General features: G+C 63.6%; 17 protein-coding genes and 1 pseudogene. 6 read left to right on the top strand and 12 right to left on the bottom strand.

Features of this window, described 5'->3' with window-relative positions:
- Nucleotides 1-296 (bottom strand): annotated as a pseudogene (locus AC2VLV_RS16910) (hypothetical protein); the annotation flags it as partial.
- A 455-nt stretch (nt 297-751) separates the two neighbouring features.
- On the opposite strand from AC2VLV_RS16910, the gene AC2VLV_RS16905 reads away from it, so the two are divergent.
- Genes AC2VLV_RS16905 through AC2VLV_RS16880 form a run of 6 tightly spaced genes read left to right on the top strand, consistent with a single transcriptional unit; the run spans nt 752 to nt 5,800 of the window.
- A complete protein-coding gene (locus AC2VLV_RS16905; RefSeq protein ID WP_486991073.1) occupies nt 752-1,945 on the top strand; it encodes a PAS domain-containing sensor histidine kinase in 1,194 nt (397 codons plus the stop codon).
- Nucleotides 1,938-2,573: a response regulator gene (locus tag AC2VLV_RS16900; protein ID WP_486991072.1), complete on the top strand. Its 636-nt coding sequence runs from the start codon at nt 1,938-1,940 to the stop codon at nt 2,571-2,573. Before AC2VLV_RS16905 ends, AC2VLV_RS16900 begins: the two co-directional genes overlap by 8 nt.
- 44 nt (nt 2,574-2,617) lie before the next feature.
- Nucleotides 2,618-3,616: a KpsF/GutQ family sugar-phosphate isomerase gene (locus AC2VLV_RS16895; RefSeq protein ID WP_486991071.1), complete on the top strand. Its 999-nt coding sequence runs from the start codon at nt 2,618-2,620 to the stop codon at nt 3,614-3,616.
- Between the two features lie 6 nt (nt 3,617-3,622).
- On the top strand, nt 3,623-4,321 hold the full coding sequence (locus AC2VLV_RS16890; RefSeq protein ID WP_486991070.1) for a KdsC family phosphatase: 699 nt from the start codon (nt 3,623-3,625) through the stop codon (nt 4,319-4,321).
- Between the two features lie 19 nt (nt 4,322-4,340).
- The gene (lptC, locus tag AC2VLV_RS16885; protein ID WP_486991069.1) at nt 4,341-4,955 is read left to right on the top strand and encodes an LPS export ABC transporter periplasmic protein LptC; all 615 of its coding nucleotides are present in this window, start codon (nt 4,341-4,343) and stop codon (nt 4,953-4,955) included.
- Nucleotides 4,952-5,800: an SDR family oxidoreductase gene (locus AC2VLV_RS16880; RefSeq protein ID WP_486991068.1), complete on the top strand. Its 849-nt coding sequence runs from the start codon at nt 4,952-4,954 to the stop codon at nt 5,798-5,800. Before lptC ends, AC2VLV_RS16880 begins: the two co-directional genes overlap by 4 nt.
- Before the next feature lie 16 nt (nt 5,801-5,816).
- Here AC2VLV_RS16880 and gabT read toward each other — a convergent pair whose 3' ends face one another.
- The 11 genes from gabT to AC2VLV_RS16825 all read right to left on the bottom strand — a co-directional run bounded on the left by gabT (nt 5,817) and on the right by AC2VLV_RS16825 (nt 18,584).
- Complete coding sequence (gene gabT, locus AC2VLV_RS16875) at nt 5,817-7,106, bottom strand: 4-aminobutyrate--2-oxoglutarate transaminase (protein WP_486991067.1); 1,290 nt, start codon at nt 7,104-7,106, stop codon at nt 5,817-5,819.
- A gap of 29 nt (nt 7,107-7,135) precedes the next feature.
- Complete coding sequence (locus AC2VLV_RS16870; protein ID WP_486991066.1) at nt 7,136-8,647, bottom strand: aldehyde dehydrogenase; 1,512 nt, start codon at nt 8,645-8,647, stop codon at nt 7,136-7,138.
- A gap of 21 nt (nt 8,648-8,668) precedes the next feature.
- Entirely contained in the window at nt 8,669-9,034 is a 366-nt protein-coding gene (locus AC2VLV_RS16865; protein ID WP_486991065.1) for a cupin domain-containing protein, read from the bottom strand.
- A gap of 58 nt (nt 9,035-9,092) precedes the next feature.
- Nucleotides 9,093-10,517, bottom strand: coding sequence for a DUF3138 family protein (locus AC2VLV_RS16860; RefSeq protein ID WP_486991064.1), 1,425 nt, complete (start codon nt 10,515-10,517; stop codon nt 9,093-9,095).
- Nucleotides 10,518-10,593: 76 nt separating this feature from the next.
- Entirely contained in the window at nt 10,594-11,484 is an 891-nt protein-coding gene (locus AC2VLV_RS16855) for an ABC transporter permease (protein ID WP_486991063.1), read from the bottom strand.
- Entirely contained in the window at nt 11,481-12,410 is a 930-nt protein-coding gene (locus tag AC2VLV_RS16850; protein WP_486991062.1) for an ABC transporter permease subunit, read from the bottom strand. The genes AC2VLV_RS16855 and AC2VLV_RS16850 overlap by 4 nt, the downstream gene beginning before the upstream one ends.
- Nucleotides 12,411-12,429: 19 nt before the next feature.
- Complete coding sequence (locus tag AC2VLV_RS16845; RefSeq protein ID WP_486991061.1) at nt 12,430-13,530, bottom strand: ABC transporter ATP-binding protein; 1,101 nt, start codon at nt 13,528-13,530, stop codon at nt 12,430-12,432.
- Between the two features lie 95 nt (nt 13,531-13,625).
- The gene (locus tag AC2VLV_RS16840; RefSeq protein ID WP_486991060.1) at nt 13,626-14,759 is read right to left on the bottom strand and encodes an extracellular solute-binding protein; all 1,134 of its coding nucleotides are present in this window, start codon (nt 14,757-14,759) and stop codon (nt 13,626-13,628) included.
- Nucleotides 14,760-14,871: 112 nt separating this feature from the next.
- On the bottom strand, nt 14,872-16,272 hold the full coding sequence (locus tag AC2VLV_RS16835; RefSeq protein ID WP_486991059.1) for an aspartate aminotransferase family protein: 1,401 nt from the start codon (nt 16,270-16,272) through the stop codon (nt 14,872-14,874).
- Between the two features lie 47 nt (nt 16,273-16,319).
- On the bottom strand, nt 16,320-17,702 hold the full coding sequence (locus tag AC2VLV_RS16830) for a glutamine synthetase family protein (RefSeq protein WP_486991058.1): 1,383 nt from the start codon (nt 17,700-17,702) through the stop codon (nt 16,320-16,322).
- 81 nt (nt 17,703-17,783) lie between these two features.
- Nucleotides 17,784-18,584, bottom strand: a complete 801-nt coding sequence (locus tag AC2VLV_RS16825) for a gamma-glutamyl-gamma-aminobutyrate hydrolase family protein (RefSeq protein ID WP_486991057.1) — start codon at nt 18,582-18,584, stop codon at nt 17,784-17,786.
- Nucleotides 18,585-18,604: the final 20 nt, after the last annotated feature.

Below are 18,604 nucleotides of genomic sequence, written 5' to 3'. Positions count from 1 at the left end.
GTCGGAGTGGGTGTCGGAGTGGGTGTCGGAGTGGGTGTCGGAGTGGGTGTCGGAGTGGGTGTCGCAGTGGGTGTCGGAGCGGGTGTCGGAGTGGGCGTCGGGGTGGGCTCCTGCGGTGCGTTATTCGCACTGCCGCCGGTGATCGTGGGCTGCGGACTGGCGATCGCCGCCGTGCCAGGCCCTGCAGTCGCACTATTGGCGGCGGCAAGATCCGTCGTGCCACCGCCACCGCAGCCTGCAAGAGTCACCGAAGCCACTAGGGCAAGAGTTCCCGCTTTTAAAAAGAATGAATTCATGACGACTTCCTCACTATGACGCCAGCCGTGCACCCATTGCGACCACACGACCAAGACTCTCTATCTAGATGAGACTGCTTCGACCCATGACACTCGAAACCGCCCCGCAATACAACGCAAAACAAAGGCACTTTTTGTTACAGAAAGGGCGCACTAAAACCCTCGCCTCAAGCCTTCAACACCATACCCCCCTCGACGAAGTCTAGGCCTGCGACTCCGCAGACCCCAAAATATGCTCGTTAAGGTGAACGAATTGTCGAGTTTTCCCTAAGTCGAATCGATCAGCGCTCTCTGACTTGCGTATCAGAATTTGCTGGTTTTTTTGTCAGAATTTTCTGATAACCTTGGACTGCCTCTCCACAAACACGTTTAATTCACTAGTCGCGACCAGATTCCACAACCTGAATGCTGTGATCTCGCACTATTTTTGAACCATTGCATCTCGCACCGACCTCATGTTGCTACAGCGCCACACTCGTGAAACACCCGATCGCCTGGCCGCCCTGGCAGGCGATGCCGATCTGACGCACGGTGCAACGCAGGCGCCGGAGGGATTCACAGACCTGCCTGCGCTTGTTGACCAGCTCCCGGGTTTTGTGTTCCGCCTGCGCCATGACGGCGGGCAACTGCGGTTCGATTTTGCGAGCGCCTGTTGCCTGCCGGTTTGTGGCGTTCAAGCCACTGATTTGCAGCACTCCGCGCAGCACCTTCTGGACCAGATCGACCCCTTGGATCTCGCACCGTTTCATGCGGCGTTGCAGGCCAGCGTTGCCTCCGGTTTCTGGAACTGGGAAGGGCGGCTGCATACGCCGCACGGGCTCAAGTGGGTGAATGTGCGGGCGCGCACGCGCAGCGTCGACGCCCTCGCGGCCGAATCCACCGGCATCATGCTCAACGTCACGCAGAGTCATCTGCGCGAATCGCAGTTGCTCAATCTCTCCAGCGACCTGCGGCAGATCGCCTCGCATCTGGAGTCGGTGCGCGAGGCGGAGCGGGCCCGCATGGCACGCGACCTGCATGACGATCTGGGTCAGGTGCTCACGGCCTTGCAGATGGATGTGGCGCTGCTGCGCAAGCAGTTTGGCGCCGCGCAGGCGCCGGAGCTGTTTGACAACGTCGACAAGCTCATTCGCGCCGCGGCCGAGGCCGGGCGGCGGGTTGCGTCGGAATTGCGGCCCAGCGTGCTCGACCTGGGGCTGAAGGCCGCGCTGCGCTGGATGTCCGAGCAATACGCCAAGCGCTACGACATTCGGGTGTCAACCGAGCTGAGCTACAAAAGCGAGGTCGGCGAACTGATCGCCACGGAGCTGTTCCGCATCGCTCAGGAGGGCTTGACGAACGTGGTGCGCCATGCGCGGGCGCGTCAGGCCTGGGTACGCTGCGTCGATGTGGAGGCCCATCAGATCTGCATTTCAGTCGAGGATGACGGTATCGGCTACACGCAGCAAGAGCCCCCGGCCAGCCGCCCTTCGCTAGGCCTGCGGGGCATGCGCGAACGCGCCGCAGTCTTCGGCGGCAGCTTTCAGCTCGACCAGTCGCCGCGGGGCGGTGTGCGCGTGCAGGTGTGCATGCCGCTGGGGCCTACGCTGTTGAGTGATGACGCGGGCGCGGCCCAAGCCCATCGATCCGCAGGAGACGCCCTTGGATGAGTTGCGCGTGCTCATCATCGACGACCATGCGCTGCTGGGCGAGAGTCTGGCGCGCTTTCTCGGCTCGAACGACATGCAGGCGGTCTGGTGCGGCGATCTCGTCCGCGCCATGCAATCCATCCGCGATCAGTCGTGGAGCGTGGTGCTGCTTGATCTGTCCATGCCCCAGGGCAACGGGCTCGATCTGCTCAAGCGCATCAAACTCATGCATCCCGAACTGCCGGTGCTGATTCTGAGCATGCATCCCGAGCAGCAGTTTGCGCTGCGCGCGCTGCGCGGCGGCGCGGCAGGCTATCTGACCAAGGGTTGCAGCCCCGACGTGCTGGTCGAGGCCATTCAAAAGGTCGTGCACGGCGGGCGTTACCTCACCCCCGGCGTGGCGGAGCAGTTGGCCAACTATATGAACGAGGGCGAGGCGGCGGAAGAACCCCACGCCCGTCTTTCCGACCGGGAGATGCAGGTGTTCATGCGGCTGGTCGAGGGCAAATCGGTCAATCAGGTCGCCGACGAATTACACATCAGCTGCAAGACGGTGAGCACGCACAAGACGCGGCTGATGCACAAACTCGCCCTCGACAACGACGCCGATCTGGTGCGCTACGCCATGCATCAGGGCATCGTGCGCTGAACCGCGGCCAGACATAAAGCGCCGCGGTTTTTATACTGCCGCTGATGCACACTCCCTACTCGCCTGACCGCGCGGTTCAACTCGCGCGCGATACCCTGGATATCGAAGCCCGCGCCCTGCTTTCCCTGCGCGAGCGCCTGGCCGCCCCGCCGCTGTCGAGCGCGTTTGCGCAGGCGGTGGAGTGCATTTTGCGCAGCGGTGGCCGCGTGGTGGTGTCGGGCATGGGCAAGTCGGGGCATGTGGGCCGCAAAATCGCGGCCACCTTCGCCTCCACCGGCACACCGGCCTATTTCGTGCACCCGGCCGAAGCCAGTCACGGCGATCTCGGCATGGTGACGCGCGACGATGTGTTCCTCGCCCTGTCCAACTCCGGCGAAACGGAAGAACTCACCCGCATCGTGCCGCAGGTCAAGCGTCTGGGCGCCACCCTCATCAGCATGACCGGCCGCACCGATTCCACCCTGGCGCGGCATGCCGACATCCTGCTCGATTGCGCGGTCGAACAAGAAGCCTGCCCGCTCAACCTCGCGCCCACCGCCAGCACCACCGCCCAGCTTGCCCTGGGCGACGCCCTGGCCGTCGCCCTGCTCGACGCCCGCGGCTTCGGCCCCGAAGATTTCGCCCGCACCCATCCCGGCGGCAGTCTGGGGCGCAAACTGCTCACCCATGTACGCGATGTGATGCGCAGCGGGCAGGCCGTGCCCAGCGTGACGGAAGAGGCGCCGTTCACCGCCGCGCTGATGGAAATCACCCGCAAGGGCCTGGGCATGACCGCCGTGGTCGATGCGCGCGGCGTGCTGGCGGGCATCATCACCGACGGCGATCTGCGACGCCTGATCGAGAAGGGCGCCAACCTCAACACCCTGCAAGCGCAGCAGGCCATGCACCCGCAGCCGCACACCATCGGCCCGGACGCGCTCGCCGTCGAAGCGGTGCAACTCATGGAGCAATACCGCATCAACCAATTGCTCGTCGCCGATGCGCAAGGCAAGCCCGTCGGCGCGCTGAACATGCACGACCTGTTCGCTGCCAAAGTGATCTGAGAGGGTGTGAACAAATCCGCCATGAACCCGCATATCGAAGCCACACCCCGTGACGCCACACCCCGCCTCGCCTTTGAGCCCGAACTCATACTCGCCGCGCTCGATGTGCGGCTGCTGCTGCTCGACGTGGATGGCGTGCTCACCCCCGGCGACCTGCTCTATGGCGCGCAGGGCGAAGAACTCAAGCGTTTTTCCACCCTCGATGGTCACGGTCTCAAGCTGCTGATGAGCGCTGGCATCGAGCCCGTCGTCATTTCCGGGCGCGACAGTCCCGCGCTGCGCGCGCGCATCGCCGAACTCGGCCTGCAACACAGCGTGCTGGGCAGCGGCGCCAAGCTGCCCGCCGCCCAGAGCCTGCTCGACCAGCTTGAGCTGAGCTGGGAGCAAGTGGCCATCATCGGCGACGACTGGCCCGATCTCGCCCTGATCGCCCGGGCGGGTTTCAGCGCCGCGCCGCCGCAAAGCCACGCCGAGGTGCTGGCCCGGGTGAGCCACATCACCCGCGCCCCCGCCGGGCTCGGCGCGGTGCGCGAAGTCTGCGATCTGCTGCTGATGGCCCGCGGCGCCTACGCCGCCCTGCTGCGGGATGCACTCGACGGCAAGCCGCACACCCCGTCGCCTGGCAGCACCAAGGCCGGTCGGCCCCACGATGCCATCAGCGGCACCCTGGCCGAGCCCGGCGCCGTGCTGCCTAGTGCGCGTTGAAGCCCCCGACGACATGGGAATGAATCCGCGCCAGTTCTGGCTCCGCCTCAGCGCCTGGACGCCCGTGCTGCTGCTGGCGCTTGCCGCCGCGTTCAGCTGGTGGGTGGCCCAGGTGGTGATGCGCGCCGAGCAAAACCCCCGAATCGGCGCGGCGCATTCCGACCTGCCCGACTACCTGCTGCGCGGATTTTCTGCGGCGAGCTACAACGCCCAGGGCCAGCTCAGCGCCGTATTGCGCGGCACGCAGATGGTGCACCTGCCCGCCTCCGACACTTTCGACATCACGGCGCCGCAACTGCGCGCGGTCAACCCCCAGGGCATCGTCACCACGGCCAGCGCGCTGCGCGGCCTGTCCAACAAAGACGGCAGCAATGTGCAACTGCTCGGCCAGGCCGTGGTGGAGCGCAGCGGCGTGCCCCATCAGGCCCCGCTGATCGTGCGCAGCGAGTTCCTCAACCTCTTTCCCAATCAGCAAATCGTGCAGTCGAACCGGCCCACGGTGGTGCAGCAGGGGCAAACCGTTTTTTCCGGCAATGCGGTGGATTTCAACGGCATCGCGGGCACATCATCGCTGCAGGGGCGGGTGAAGGCCGTCATCGTTCCGGGCCAGCCCACGCCGGGAGCCACGCCATGACGGCCGCATCGCCCGCACCCATCGTGCTGCTCACCGGCGCGTCCAGCGGCATCGGCGCAGCGCTGGCAGCGGCTTATGCCGCACGCGGCTGGCGGCTGGTGTTGATCGCCCGCCGCGCCGAGTTGCTGGAGCAAGTCGCACGCGATGCCCACCTCGACCCTGCCGACTCCGCCCGCGTGCGGCTCATCGCCGCCGACGTGCGCGACACCGACCGCCTGCGCTCTGAGGCCGATGCGCTGCTGCGCGAATGGGGCTGCCCGCAGGTGGTCATTGCCAACGCGGGCATCAGCCACGGCGTCGATCTGTCGCAAGCCGACGATCTCGACGTCGCCATCGACATCATGGACATCAACTGGGCCGCCGCGCTCGCCACCCTGGCGCCCTTCATCGCGCCGATGCGCGCGCGCGGCAGCGGCGCTTTGGTGGGCATCGCCAGCGTGGCCGGGGTGCGCGGCCTGCCCTGCCACGCCGCCTATTGCGCCAGCAAGGCCGCTCTCATCCGCTCGCTCGAAAGCCTGCGGGTGGAACTGCGGCCCAGCGGCGTGAAAGTCGTCACCCTCAGCCCCGGCTATATCGAAACGCCCATGACGGCGGGCAATCGCTTTCGCATGCCCTTTCTCATTTCACCCGCCCAGTTCGCGCGCCACGCCCTGCCCGCCATCGACGCGGGCCGCGCCTACGTCACCATTCCGTGGCAGATGGGTTGGCTGGGCAAATTCCTGCACATCGTGCCGCGCGCCGTGTTCGACCATTACGCCGGGCGCTACGGCCGCAAGGCCCGCAAGGACGACTGCGAACCCTGCCAGGCGATGACCCGGCGCAACCGCATGCGCCATCGCAGATAGCCAGACGCTCAGGAATTCAGCCCTTGGCCGCCAGCAGCGACGCTTCGAGGATGTCGAGCGCCTCCGCGAACACGGCGTCTGAAATCGTCAGCGGGAACAGGAAGCGCACCACGTTGTAGTCCACGCCACAGGTCAGCAGGATGAGGCCGCGCTTGAGCGCCTCGGCCTGCACGGCCTTGGTATAGGCCGCGTCGGGGTTGCCAGAGACAGGATCGTTGAACTGCACAGCCACCATCGCGCCCAGGCCGCGCACATCGCTGATCTGTGGCACTTGCGCGCGCAAACCTTCGAGTCGGGCCTTGAGCTGGTCGCCCAGTTTCTGGCCGCGCGCCGGGAGTTGCTCGTCGTGCATCACGTCGATCACAGCGTGCGCGGCGGCCACCGCCATCGGGTTGCCCGCGTAGGTGCCGCCCAGCCCGCCGGGGGCCGGGGCGTCCATGATCTCGGCGCGACCCGTTACAGCCGACAACGGCATGCCCGAGGCCAGCGATTTGGCGATGGTCATCAGATCGGGCAGCACGCCGGTCTGCTCATAGAAATGTTCCATGGCGAACAGCTTGCCGGTGCGGCCGAACCCCGTCTGCACCTCGTCGGCGATGAGCACGATGCCGTGCTCATCGCACAGTTCGCGCAGCCACTTCAGCGCCTCCAGAGAAATGACGTTGAAGCCGCCCTCGCCCTGAATGGGTTCGAAGATGATGGCGGCCACGCGCGAAGGCTCGATGTCGGCCTTGAAAAGATGCTCCACCGCCTTCTTCACCTCGACCAGCGGCACGCCTTCAGCCGGGAAGGGCGCGTGATAGATCTCCGGCGGAAAGGGACCGAATCCGGCCTTGTAGGGCTGCACCTTGCCGGTGAGCGACACGGCAAACAGGCTGCGGCCATGAAAGGCGCCGCCGAACGCGATCACGCCGCCGCGCTTGGTGTGGGCGCGGGCGATCTTGACGGCATTCTCCACGGCCTCCGCGCCGGTGGAGAACAGCGCGGTCTTCTTGGCGTGGGTGCCGGGGGTAAGAGTGTTGAGCTGCTCGGCCAGGGCCACATAGCTCTCGTAAGGGACGACCTGGTAGCAGGTGTGGGTGAAGTGCTGCAGTTGCTCCTGCAGCGCGGCGACGATCTTGGGATGACGGTGGCCGACATTCATCACCGCGATGCCACCGGCGAAGTCGATGTAGCGCTGGCCTTCGACGTCCCACAGCTCGGCGCCCTCGGCGCGGTCGGCGTAGAAGCTGGCCATCACGCCCACGCCGCGGGGCGTTGCAGCGGCGCGGCGCGCCTGGAGTTGTTCGTTCAGTGAGTGGTTCATGGTGTGTCCTTTTCAAAAACTGTCCGGGGTCAGGCCGGATCGATGCGCATCCAGGTGGTCTTGAGCTCGGTGTACTTGTCGAAGGCGTGCAGCGACTTGTCGCGGCCGTTGCCCGACTGCTTCACGCCGCCGAAGGGCACGGTGATGTCGTCCTCGTCGTACTGGTTGACATGCACGGTGCCCGCCTGCAGCGCGCGCGACACGCGCACTGCGCGGTCGATGTTGCGCGACCACACGCCGGCGTGCAGGCCGTAAGCGCTGTCGTTGGCAATCGCCACGGCTTCGGCTTCGGTCTTGAAGCGGATGACCGCCAGCACCGGGCCGAAGATTTCTTCCTGCGCGATTTTCATGCTGTTTTTCACGCCGTCGAACACCGTCGGGGCGACGTACTGCCCGCCGGTCTCCTGCAGCGCCCGGCAGCCGCCGGCCACGCAGCGCGCGCCCTCGTCCACGCCCGACTGGATATAGCCGAGCACGGTCTGCGTCTGGGTTTCATCGACCAGCGCGCCGAGCACGGTACTGGCATCCAGCGGGTCGGCCGGGTGGTATTGCGGGGTCAGCGCAGCAAGCTTCTCGACAAACGCATCGGCGATGTTGTCCTGCACCAGCAGGCGCGAGGGCGCGTTGCAGCTCTCACCCTGGTTGTAGAACATGCTGCCGATGGCCGTGGCTGCGGCGCGGTCTAGATCGTCGAAGTCGGCGAAGACGATGTTGGCCGACTTGCCGCCGAGTTCGTTGTACACGCGCTTCAAGTTGCTGCGGCTGGAATAGTCGAGCATGCGGCGGCCGGTGCGGGTGGAGCCGGTAAAGCCGATGGCGTCCACGTCCATGTGCAGCGCCAGCGCTTCACCGGCCTCATGCCCGAAGCCCGGCACCACGTTGAACACGCCCTCAGGCAGCCCGGCCTCTAGCGCCAGTTCAGCCAGGCGCAGCGCGGTGAGCGGCGATTTTTCGGAGGGCTTGAGCACCACGCTGTTGCCCGCGGCCAGCGCCGGGCCCAGCTTCCACGAGGCCATCAGCATGGGGTAGTTCCACGGCACGATGGCGCCGACCACGCCCATGGCCTGGCGCGTGATGAGCGCCAGCGCGTTGTCACCGGTGGGGGCGATTTCGTCGTAGATCTTGTCCACCGCCTCGCCGTACCACTGGATGCAGCGGGACGCGGCCACCACATCGGTGGACAGACTGTTCTTGATCGGCTTGCCCATGTCGAGGGTTTCGAGCAGCGCGAGTTCGTCGCGCGCGGCGCGCAATTGTTCGGCGAAGGCCACCATGATCTTCTTGCGCGCAGCGGGCGGCTGGCCGGCCCAGCGGCGGTCATTGAAAGCAGCGCGGGCGCTCGCAACGGCGCGGTCAACGTCCGCCGCTTTGCCGCGGGCGACGCGGGCAATCACCTTGCCGTCAACGGGCGAGATGCAGTCGAACAGACTGCCGTCGGTTGCGCCCCAACGGCGGCCGTCGATCACCATGCGGCCGTCGATGCCTCGCTTGAGCAGGTCTTCGGCACGCTGGTGCCAGATGCGATTGAAGTTCTCGGTCATGCGAATCTCCTTGGGTAATGTTTAGTTGTTTTTGAGCGCCATGATGGCGTAATGCTTGCGTACCCGGGTATGGTTTTCCCAGATTCCGGTGAAACCGCCGGGCACGACGAAGGCGTCACCTGCGCGAAATTCCTGCGCCGCGCCGTCGTCGGCGGTGAGCGTCATATGCCCTTCGAGCAGCACGCAGAACTCTTCTTCATGCGGGTCGTAGCGCACCCGCCAAGCGCCGGGCTCGCCCTGCCATATGCCTGCGGAGAACTGACCGGTGCCGTCGGTGTAGTGATTCCAGGCCCGTTGCTGCGGGTCGCCGCGCAGCACTCGGTCGGGCGCTGGGGCGAAAGCGTCGGGCTGCACCCCGTTCGTTGTGAAGGCGATGGGGTGGCGCATGGTGGAGTAGGTAAAAGCTAAGAGGCGGCGGGCAAGACACCCGCCGCAGAAGGACTGATCAGAAGCTCACGACCACCGAGGCTGCAAGGAGATTGTTGTCCTTTTTGTAGCTGCCATCCGACACGTTGTAGAAGGTAGCGAGGCTGGAGCGGTCATAGCGGTACTCCATTTTCAACGTGGTCGACTCTGTCAGCAGATAGTTCCAGCCCACGGTAAGGGCGTAGCGGTTGGCACCCTTGTTGGGGTCGACGATAGCCCAGTTGCCCGATCCGTCGTTGACGTAGCCTGGGCCAAAGCCGTTGACGCCATTGAACGTCTGCCCGGGGCCACCGCTGCTGGAGTTCATGTAGCCGCCGACCAGACCGCCGCCGTTGTGCGAGTTGTTCAAATAGTCAGCGCGCACCAAGCCGAGGAAGCGCGGGGTGAAGTTGTAGGTCAGCAGCCCCGACAGGCCCCACCAGCGTGCCTTGCCGTTGTTGTAAGCGGCCTGGGCTTGCTGGCCGAAGCTCGCCTGGCCGTAATAGCCCCAGTTGCCCTGATTCAGGTAGCCGTCCACTTCAAACATCTGGGCCGTTGTCGTTCCAGTCAATGACACTGGCGTGGTGCCATCGGCCAAGTCCACATTCGAATTTGGCAGCTTGCCGACCAAGCCCCAGAAGCCCACACCCGCGCTGTCGTAACCCGGAATGCTGTAGTCCGCCCGGAACACCAGCGCCGGCGCCCGGCCACCGTCCCCGCCGTAGTAATAACGCGGCGAGTTGACGTTGGCGATCATGCTCTTCCATTCCCAATCGCCCACGGTCTGGTCAATGCCAACGCCGGTATAGGCAGTGAGCTCGGCAAAATCGAACAGTAAGTTATGGGTGATAGTTTTGGTCTGGTTGTCCCAGGTGTATTCATAGCCTTCCCAGTCAGGGATCTGGCCGGCGATGATCTTGGTGTCGTTGTTCACCGGAATGGACACCGAGGCTTCGTGAATGATGGAGTTGCCATTCATGTTGACTCCAGCGCCACGGTCAGGCGCCAGGGTCAGGTTCCAGCCCACGCCTCCCGCGGTCTTTTTCTGGAACTGGATATAGGCGCCGCCAAAATACGAGTTGTCGTAGTTGTAGAGCGAGTAGGCACTCGGATCGCCATTGGACCGGTTCAGGAACACGAATGAACTGGACTGCTGATCCTGGTTGTAGACATAGGCCGGGGCGATCATGCCGCTGATCTTCAATCCCTTGAAACCAGACGACTCGGTTTCCTCCTTGATGCCCGACACCTGCACATCCGCATGGTTGGCCACCTTTGAGGCTTCGTCAGTGGCTTTCTGGTTGTCGGTGATCTGGGTTTGCTGCGCCTTGACCTGCGCTTCGAGTTGCTGCACCTTGGCCTTGAGCGCTTGCAACTCGTTGAGGATGTCGGCGTTGGTGTCGGCATGTGCCAGTGGGGCCAGCCCCAGGCTGGCCGCCAGCACGGTGAGTTTGAACTTGTTCATCAATGTGTCCTCCAGGTGTTTTTAGGTGTTGACAGGGTGCTGCACTTGCTCAGAAAACCGTTCATCCGGCGACGGTTCATCGCCCCTCGGCGGTCATCAATCCGACGCCGAATTCTTTTTCTTGATGTGGCTCGGCATCCAGGCGCAAGGCCTGCGCGGCCTGTTTGGCGCGCAGACGTTCACGTCGCGCCATGAGCAGGCTGCTCACCGCCACCGCAATGATGACCAGGTAAACGGTGATGGCGCCCACCACGTTGATGGTCGGACTCAGCCCCAGCCGGGCGCGCGAGAAGATCACCACCGGCAGCGTGGTCGCGCCGGGCCCGGAGAGGAAAGCCGAGATCACCACTTCATCGAGCGACAGCGAGAACGCCAGCAACCAGGCCGACACCAGGGCCTGCGAAATGGACGGCAGGGTGACCAGCATGAACACCTGGAAGGGGCGGGCGCCCAGATCCATGGCGGCTTCCTCGATCGACCGATCCATTTCCTTGAGCCGCGACTGGATCACCACGGCGGCATAGGAAATGGCCATGACGGTATGGCCGATGAAGATGGTGAAAAACCCCTTCTGCGGAAACCCCATGGCCTTCTGCACCGTCACGAAAAACAGCAGCAGCGCCAGCGCGATGACCACGGTGGGCATGACCAGCGGGATGTTGATCATGAAGTTGAGCAGGCTCTTGCCTGCGAAGTGGCGATAGCGCACCAGGGCAAATGCCGCCAATGTACCCAGCAGCACCGAAGTTGTAGCCGTCGCCAGCGCCACTTTGAGCGACAGAATCAAGCCGCTGATAACTTCATGGTCATGCACCACCGCGCCGTACCACTTGAAGGTCCAGCCGCCCCAGATGGTGACCATGCGCGAATCGTTGAACGAATACACCACCAGCACCACAATGGGCAGGTAGAGAAACAGATAGACCAGGATCATCCAGGTCAGGGGCAGCACGGCGGTTTTTTTCATCGCGCGCCCTCCAGGCTCTTGGTCTGGTATTTGTTGAACACCGCAATCGGCAGCAGGATGAGCACGATCATCACAATGGCCACTGCGGAGGCGCGCTGCCAGTCGAGGTTGAGGAAGAACTCATTCCACATCACCCGGCCGATATTGAGCGTGGACGGCCCCGCAAGCAGTTCGGGAATGACGTACTCGCCCACCGCCGGAATGAACACCAGCAGGCTGCCGGCAATGATGCCCGACTTGGACAGCGGCACGGTGACCAGCCAGAAAGTCTTGAACGGCGTGGAGCCCAGATCCGCTGCGGCCTCCACCAGCCGGTGGTCCATCTTCACCAGCGTGGCGTAGAGCGGCAGGATCATGAACGGGATGTAGCCATACACCATGCCCACCATGAACGAAAACTCAGTGAACATCATGCGCAGCGGGGTGTGGATGATGCCGACCCACATCAGGAACTGGTTGACCAGGCCGTTGACGTCAAGCAGATTCTTCCAGGCGTAGATGCGGATGAGAAACGAGGTCCAGAACGGCAGCATCACCAGCATCAGCAGGGCTGGCCGCACCGTGGGCTTGGCACGGGCGATGAAGTAGGAAAACGGATAGCCGATCACCAGGCACAGCACTGTGGTCATCAAGGCGTACCACAGCGACGACAGGTAGGTGATGATGTAGAGGCTGTCGCGCACCAGCGCCAGGTAGGGCGAGAAGTGAATGTTGACCTGCAGCGCATCATGCACATAGGTGACGATCGGATCGAAGCCGATACCCAGCGCATCGCTTCCCGACACGCTGATCTTGAGCAGAATAAAAAAAGGCGCCAGCAGAAAGGCCAGCAGCCAGATCTGCGGAATGCCGATAACGATCTTGCGGCCCCAGTTGAAGGGCTTGCGCACTTTGCGCGGGGTGGAGGTGTCGCTGGTTGTTGGCATGATGCGTTGGCGCTGCGTCTCAATCCACGATGACCACAGGAGCACTCGCATCCCAATGCGCGGTGACCACCGCCCCCACCGCAAACGGATCGGCATGGCGATCGGCGTTGGAGACGGTGACGCGAATGCGCCGCTGACTCGGCAGCAGCAGCTCATAGGCGGTGTAACTGCCCATATACGAACGCCCAGACACTGTGCCCAGGAGGGCGTTGTTGGGGTGACTCTGGTGCCCCTCGGTCAGGGTCATTTTTTCCGGACGCAAGGCGATCCCCAGTTCCATGTTGAGCGTGCCGCTGATGCCGTGGCCGATGTGGAACAACGCATCATCGGTCTGCACTTCGCAATGGTCATGCTCGTCGGTGACGAGTCTGCCGTCGAACATATTGACGTTGCCGATGAAGTCGGCAATGAAGCGGGTTTGCGGGTGTTCGTAAATCTCGATAGGGGTGCCGAGCTGAAGAAACTCCCCGTCCTTCATCACCGCGATGCGGTCGGCCATGGTCATGGCCTCTTCCTGATCGTGGGTGACCATCACGCAGGTCACGCCGACCTTGCGCAGAATGTTGACCAGTTCGAGCTGGGTACGCTCGCGCAATTTTTTGTCGAGTGCGGCGAGTGGTTCGTCGAGCAGCAGCAGCTTGGGACGTTTGGCCAGGCTGCGGGCCAGAGCCACGCGCTGTTGCTGACCGCCAGAGAGTTGATGCGGCTTGCGTTTGCCGTAAGCCTTGAGCTGCACAAGGTCGAGCATCTGCTCCACGCGGGCGGCGATGTCGGCCTTGGCCATGCCGTCGCGCTTGAGGCCAAAGGCGATGTTGTCGAACACGGTCAAGTGCGGAAACAGCGCGTAGGACTGGAACATCATGTTGATCGGCCGCTCATAGGGTGGCAGATCGGTGATGTCCTCGCCCTCCAGATAGATGCGGCCGGAGGTCGGCGTCTCGAAGCCCCCGAGCATGCGTAGCAAGGTGGACTTGCCGCAGCCGCTCGATCCGAGCAGCGCAAAAATTTCGCCCTGCTGGATGTCGAGATGAATGTCATTGACCGCGACGACCTCATCGAAGCGACGGGTGATGCCGTCGATGCGCAGGAAGGGTTTTGCAATCGGGGAAGGGGGCGTCACAACGCGAACTCCATCATCGGTCAAACAAGGTTGAGCTGGGGGTTGCCGCGCCCTCCTCAGTCAAAAGGACGGAGAGCGCGGCAACGGGGGTCAGATCACAGGCCGGTCTTGAACTTGGTATACAGACGCGTCACCAGACGACGCTGCTCCGGGGTGTAGACCTTGGGCGGAATCAGCTTGGCCACCATGTCGGGCTTGAGGAACACGAAGTCGTTGTCCTTGATGCTGGCATCCACATAGGGCAGCGACGACGGCACCGGGTTGGCATAGGTCACCGTGTTGGTGTCGGCCGCGGCCACCTTGGGCTCGAGCACGTAGTTCATCCACTTGTAGGCGTTGTCGAGGTTCTTAGCATCCGCCGGAATGGCCATGGTGTCGATGAACACCACAGCGCCGTGCGTGGGCGGGAACACTTCGATGTCCTGCTTGTTTTTTGCAGCCTTGGCGCGTGCCGCGGCAATGCCCATGTCACCCGACCAGCCCAGCGACATGCAGATGGAACCGCCGGCCAGGTCGTTGATGTAGCCCGAGGACGAGAAGATGCTCACGTCCTTGCGCACCTTCTGCACCATGGCGTAGGCCTTCTCGAAGTCGGCCGGGCTCTGGGTGTCTTGCGGAATGCCGAGGTAATTGAACGCCGCCTCCATGATGTCGCCGCCCGAGTCGAGCATAGAGATGCCGCAGGACTTGATCTTGTCTGCGTAGGCGGGGTCAAAAATCAAAGACCAGGGATTGGCCGGCATGGGCGTGGAACCCAGCGCCTTTTTCACCTGGGTGACATTGATGCCCACCGTGGTGTAGCCCCACATCCAGGGGATGAGGTATTTGTTGCCCGGATCAACCGCGGCGAGCTGTTTCATCAGGCCCGGATCGAGGTTTTTGTAGTTGGGGATCTTGGCTTTGTCGAGCGGGTGCAGCAGGCCGCCCTTGATGTCGATGGCCGCCCAGTTCGACGACGGCACCACGATGTCATAGCCCGTGTCACCCGCCACCATTTTGGCGAACAGCGTTTCGTTGGAGTCAAAGGTGTCGTAGCGCACCTTGATGCCGGTGTCCTTCTCGAAACCCGGCACCGTGGTCGGGGCGATGTAGTCGGACCAGTTGTAGATGTTGAGCACGTCGGCGGCTTGGGCCGGAGCGGCGGCGCCCAAGGTCAGCGCCGCGGCGCCCGCCAGGCAGGCCGCCAGCAGCTTGCGGCGGACTGACTTCTTATGCAGTGTGTGTGACATGAAAAACCTCTCAAGTGTGTGTGAAGCCAATTGGAAACAACAGGTGCAGCGGGGTGAAGCTTTGCAATTCCCGTACCAGTATCCCGCAATGGGCCAAAACGGAAATGGCGATTTATACCAAGCCCTGCGCGCGCAGGCCAGCCAGCGTGTCGTCCAGGCTACGGCGAATGCGGCGGATCATCTCGTCGATCTCGGCATGCGTCATGACCAGCGGCGGGGCGATGATCATGCGTTCTTCCACGGCGCGCATCACCACACCATTCTTGAAGCAGTGGTCGCGGCAGATGTAGCCCACGCCCAGATCGGACGGGAACAGCGTCCGGCTGGCCTTGTCTTTGTAGAGCACCAGCCCGGCCACCATGCCCAGAGCATCGACATCGCCCACCAGGGGATGATCGGCCAGGGTGGCGAATTGCGTCTTCAGATAAGGCGCGGTGTCTGTAGCCACACGCTCGACCACGCCTTCGTCACGCAGGGCGTTGACATTGGCGATGGCCACGGCGCAGCAGGTCGGGTGGCCCGAGTAGGTGAAGCCGTGATTGAAGTCGCCGCCCTGCTCGATCAGCACCTTGGCCACCCGGTCGCCCACCAGCACCCCGCCCAGCGGCAGGTAGCCCGAAGTCACGCCCTTGGCGAAGGTGATGAGGTCGGGCTTGGAGTTGATGTGCGGATGCTGGCAGCCGAACCAGGTGCCCAGACGGCCAAAGCCGCAGATGACTTCATCGGAGATCAGCAACAGGCCGTACTTATCGCAGATGCGCTGAATCTCGGGCCAATAGCTGGCCGGCGGAATGATGACGCCGCCCGCGCCCTGCACCGGCTCACCGATGAAGGCGGCCACCTTGTCGGCGCCCAGCTCGAGAATCTTGGCTTCGAGCCAGCCGGCGGCGCGCAGGCCGAAGTCGTGCGCGCTCTCGCCCGGCTGGCCGTGCTGCAGCTGGTAGGGCTGGTCGATGTGGGTGATGCCCGGCAGCGGCAGATCGCCCTGTTCGTGCATGCCGCTCATGCCGCCCAGCGACGCGCCGCCGAGCGTGCTGCCGTGATAGGCGTTGTGGCGGCTGATGATCGTCTTGCGCTGCGGCTGGTCCATCAGATCCCAGTAACGGCGCACGAGACGGATGATGGTGTCGTTGCCTTCGGAGCCCGAGTTGGTGAAGAACACATGGTTGAAGCCGGGCGGCGCCACCTGCGGCAGCAGCGCCGCAAGCTCGGTTGCCGGGGCCGTGGTGGTCTTGAAAAAGGCGTTGTAGAACGGCAGGGTCTGCATTTGGTGGGTGGCGGCGCCCACCAGATCCTGCCGCCCGTAGCCGAGGTTGACGCACCACAAGCCGGACATGCCGTCGATGATTTCGTTGCCCTCCGAGTCCCAGATGCGCACGCCCTCGCCGCGCACGATGACGCGGCTGCCCGCGGCGTTCAGGCTCTTGGTGTCGGTGAAGGGATGCAGGTGATGCGCGGCGTCCTTGGCGCGCAGCGCGGCGGTGTCGAACTGGGGCAGATCATTGGGTTTCATGGAAGTCTCCGTTTCAGGACTGTGTTTTCTCAAGGGCGCTGCACCGGTCAAACGTGCAACAGCAGGTGCTCGCGCTCCCAGGGGCTGATGACCTTCATGAACTCGGCGTACTCGCTCATCTTCACCGCCTTGTAGATGCCGCAGAAACGCTTGCCCATGATGGCTTCGAGTTCGGGCACATCGTCGAGCGCACGCACCGATTCGGACAGGCTTTGCGGCAGCGGAATGGCGTTGGGCGCCGCGTAGGCGTTGGTCTTCATTTCTGGCAGCGGGCTGATTTTGTTGACCATGCCCAGATAGCCGCAGGCCAGGCTGGCGGCCAGCGCGACGTAGGGATTGGCGTCGGCGCCGATCACACGGTTTTCCATCCGGCGGTTTTCGGCATTGGAGAACGGCACGCGAATGCCCACGGTGCGGTTGTCCGCGCCCCATTCCACATTGGTCGGCGCGGCCGTATTGCTCACCAGGCGGCGGTAGGAGTTGACGTAGGGCGCGAACAGCGCCATGACGTGCGGAATGTATTTCTGCAGGCCGCCGATGTAGTGCAGGAACAGCTCGGACGCGCTGCCGTCGGCGTTGCTGAATATGTTCTGCCCGGTCTTGCGATCGACGATGCTCTGGTGCACATGCATGGCGCTGCCGGGTTCGCCGGCCATGGGCTTGGCCATGAAGGTAGCGAACATATTGTGGCGCAGCGCCGCTTCGCGCAGGGTGCGTTTGAAGAAGAACACCTTGTCGGCCAGATCGAGCGGATCGCCATGCAGGAAGTTGATTTCCATCTGCCCGGCGCCGACTTCGTGAATCAGCGTGTCCACGTCGAGGTCCATCGCCTCGCAATAGTCGTAGATGTCTTCGAACAGCGGATCGAACTCGTTGACCGCGTCGATGCTGTAGTGCTGGCGCGAGGTTTCGGCGCGGCCCGAGCGGCCGATGGGCGGACGCAGCGGCTGGTCGGGATCGTTATTCTTGGCCACCAGATAAAACTCCAGCTCGGGCGCCACCACCGGGGCCCAGCCCTTGTCGGCGTAAAGCTTGAGCATGTTTTTCAGCACGGTGCGCGGGGCGTAATCCACCGGGTCGCCATCCTTGAAATAACAGTCGTGGATGACCTGCGCGGTGGGGTCGGTGGCCCAGGGCACGACGCGCGCGGTGCTCGGGTCGGGCACCAGATTCATGTCGCGGTCGGTGTCGGCGATGAGGGTGTCGATGTGGCCGTCTTCCGGCCAGTTGCCGGTGACGGTCAGTCCGATGATGCTTTCCGGCAGACGCATGCCGCGGTCTTCGGTGAACTTGCTGCGGGGCAGGATCTTGCCGCGCGCCACCCCGGTCAGGTCGGGCACGAGGCATTCGATTTCGGTAATGCGTTGGGCGTTGAGCCAGCCTTCAAGGTCGTTGAAGGTCCACTGCTTGCGGTTGTCGCTACTACTCATGATGGGATTCCAGTTTGCGTTTCAAGGATGGTTCCATCCATCGCCTGCACTTTGAACGCCAAAGGTGCGGGCGCGGTTTGCTCAGGCAGCGCGCGCCAGCAGACCGTCGCGCTTGCGCGCGGCGAACTGCCGACAGGCGTTGCCGAAAGCGGCATAGATCGCGCGCGACACGGGGTTTTGCGCGGCCTGCCATTCAGGGTGCCACTGCACCGCCAGCAGAAAGCCAGCGTCGGTGCGGTGAGCGGGTTGATAGGTATACGCCTCGACCAGACCGTCGGGCGCATGCGCCTGGGCCAGCAGATCGGGCGCGAGGGTCTGGATGCCTTGCCCGTGCAGGCTGTTGACCTCCCAGGAGTCGGCGCCAACGATGGCCTGCAACATTCCGCCGGACACAGCCTGCACGCGGTGCGCCGGACCGTACTGCCCGGCGATATCCAGCGTGTCGTCTTCACGATGATCATCAAAGCCTTCGGTGTTGTGCACTTCCTGCAGCAGACTGCCGCCGAGCGCGACATTGATTTCCTGAAACCCGCGGCAGATGCCGAGCACCGGAATGCCGCGCGCAATAGCGGCGCGGATCAGCGGCAGTGTGGTGGCATCGCGCGCCGGGTCGGCCGGCGACTCGGGGTTGCTCAGCGCCTGACCATAGTGGTGCGGCTCGATATTCGACGGCGAACCGGTGAACACCAGCCCGTCCACATCACCCAGCACCGCATCCAGCGGCAGGCTCGCGCCCATTGAAGGCAGCAGCCAGGGCAACACGCCCGACAGCGGCAGCAGCGGGTCAACATATTTTTGCGTCACCGCATACGTCGAGTGCCCGCCGATCGATTTCAGATCGGTGGTGACCGCAACGCGAGGCAAGAAGGTGAGGTTGGACATCATCAAAGCTGGATCAAAGA

The sequence above is a fragment of the Thiomonas sp. TH-17 genome, from assembly GCF_057473305.1.
This window is presented reverse-complemented; position numbering and strand designations above follow the sequence as displayed.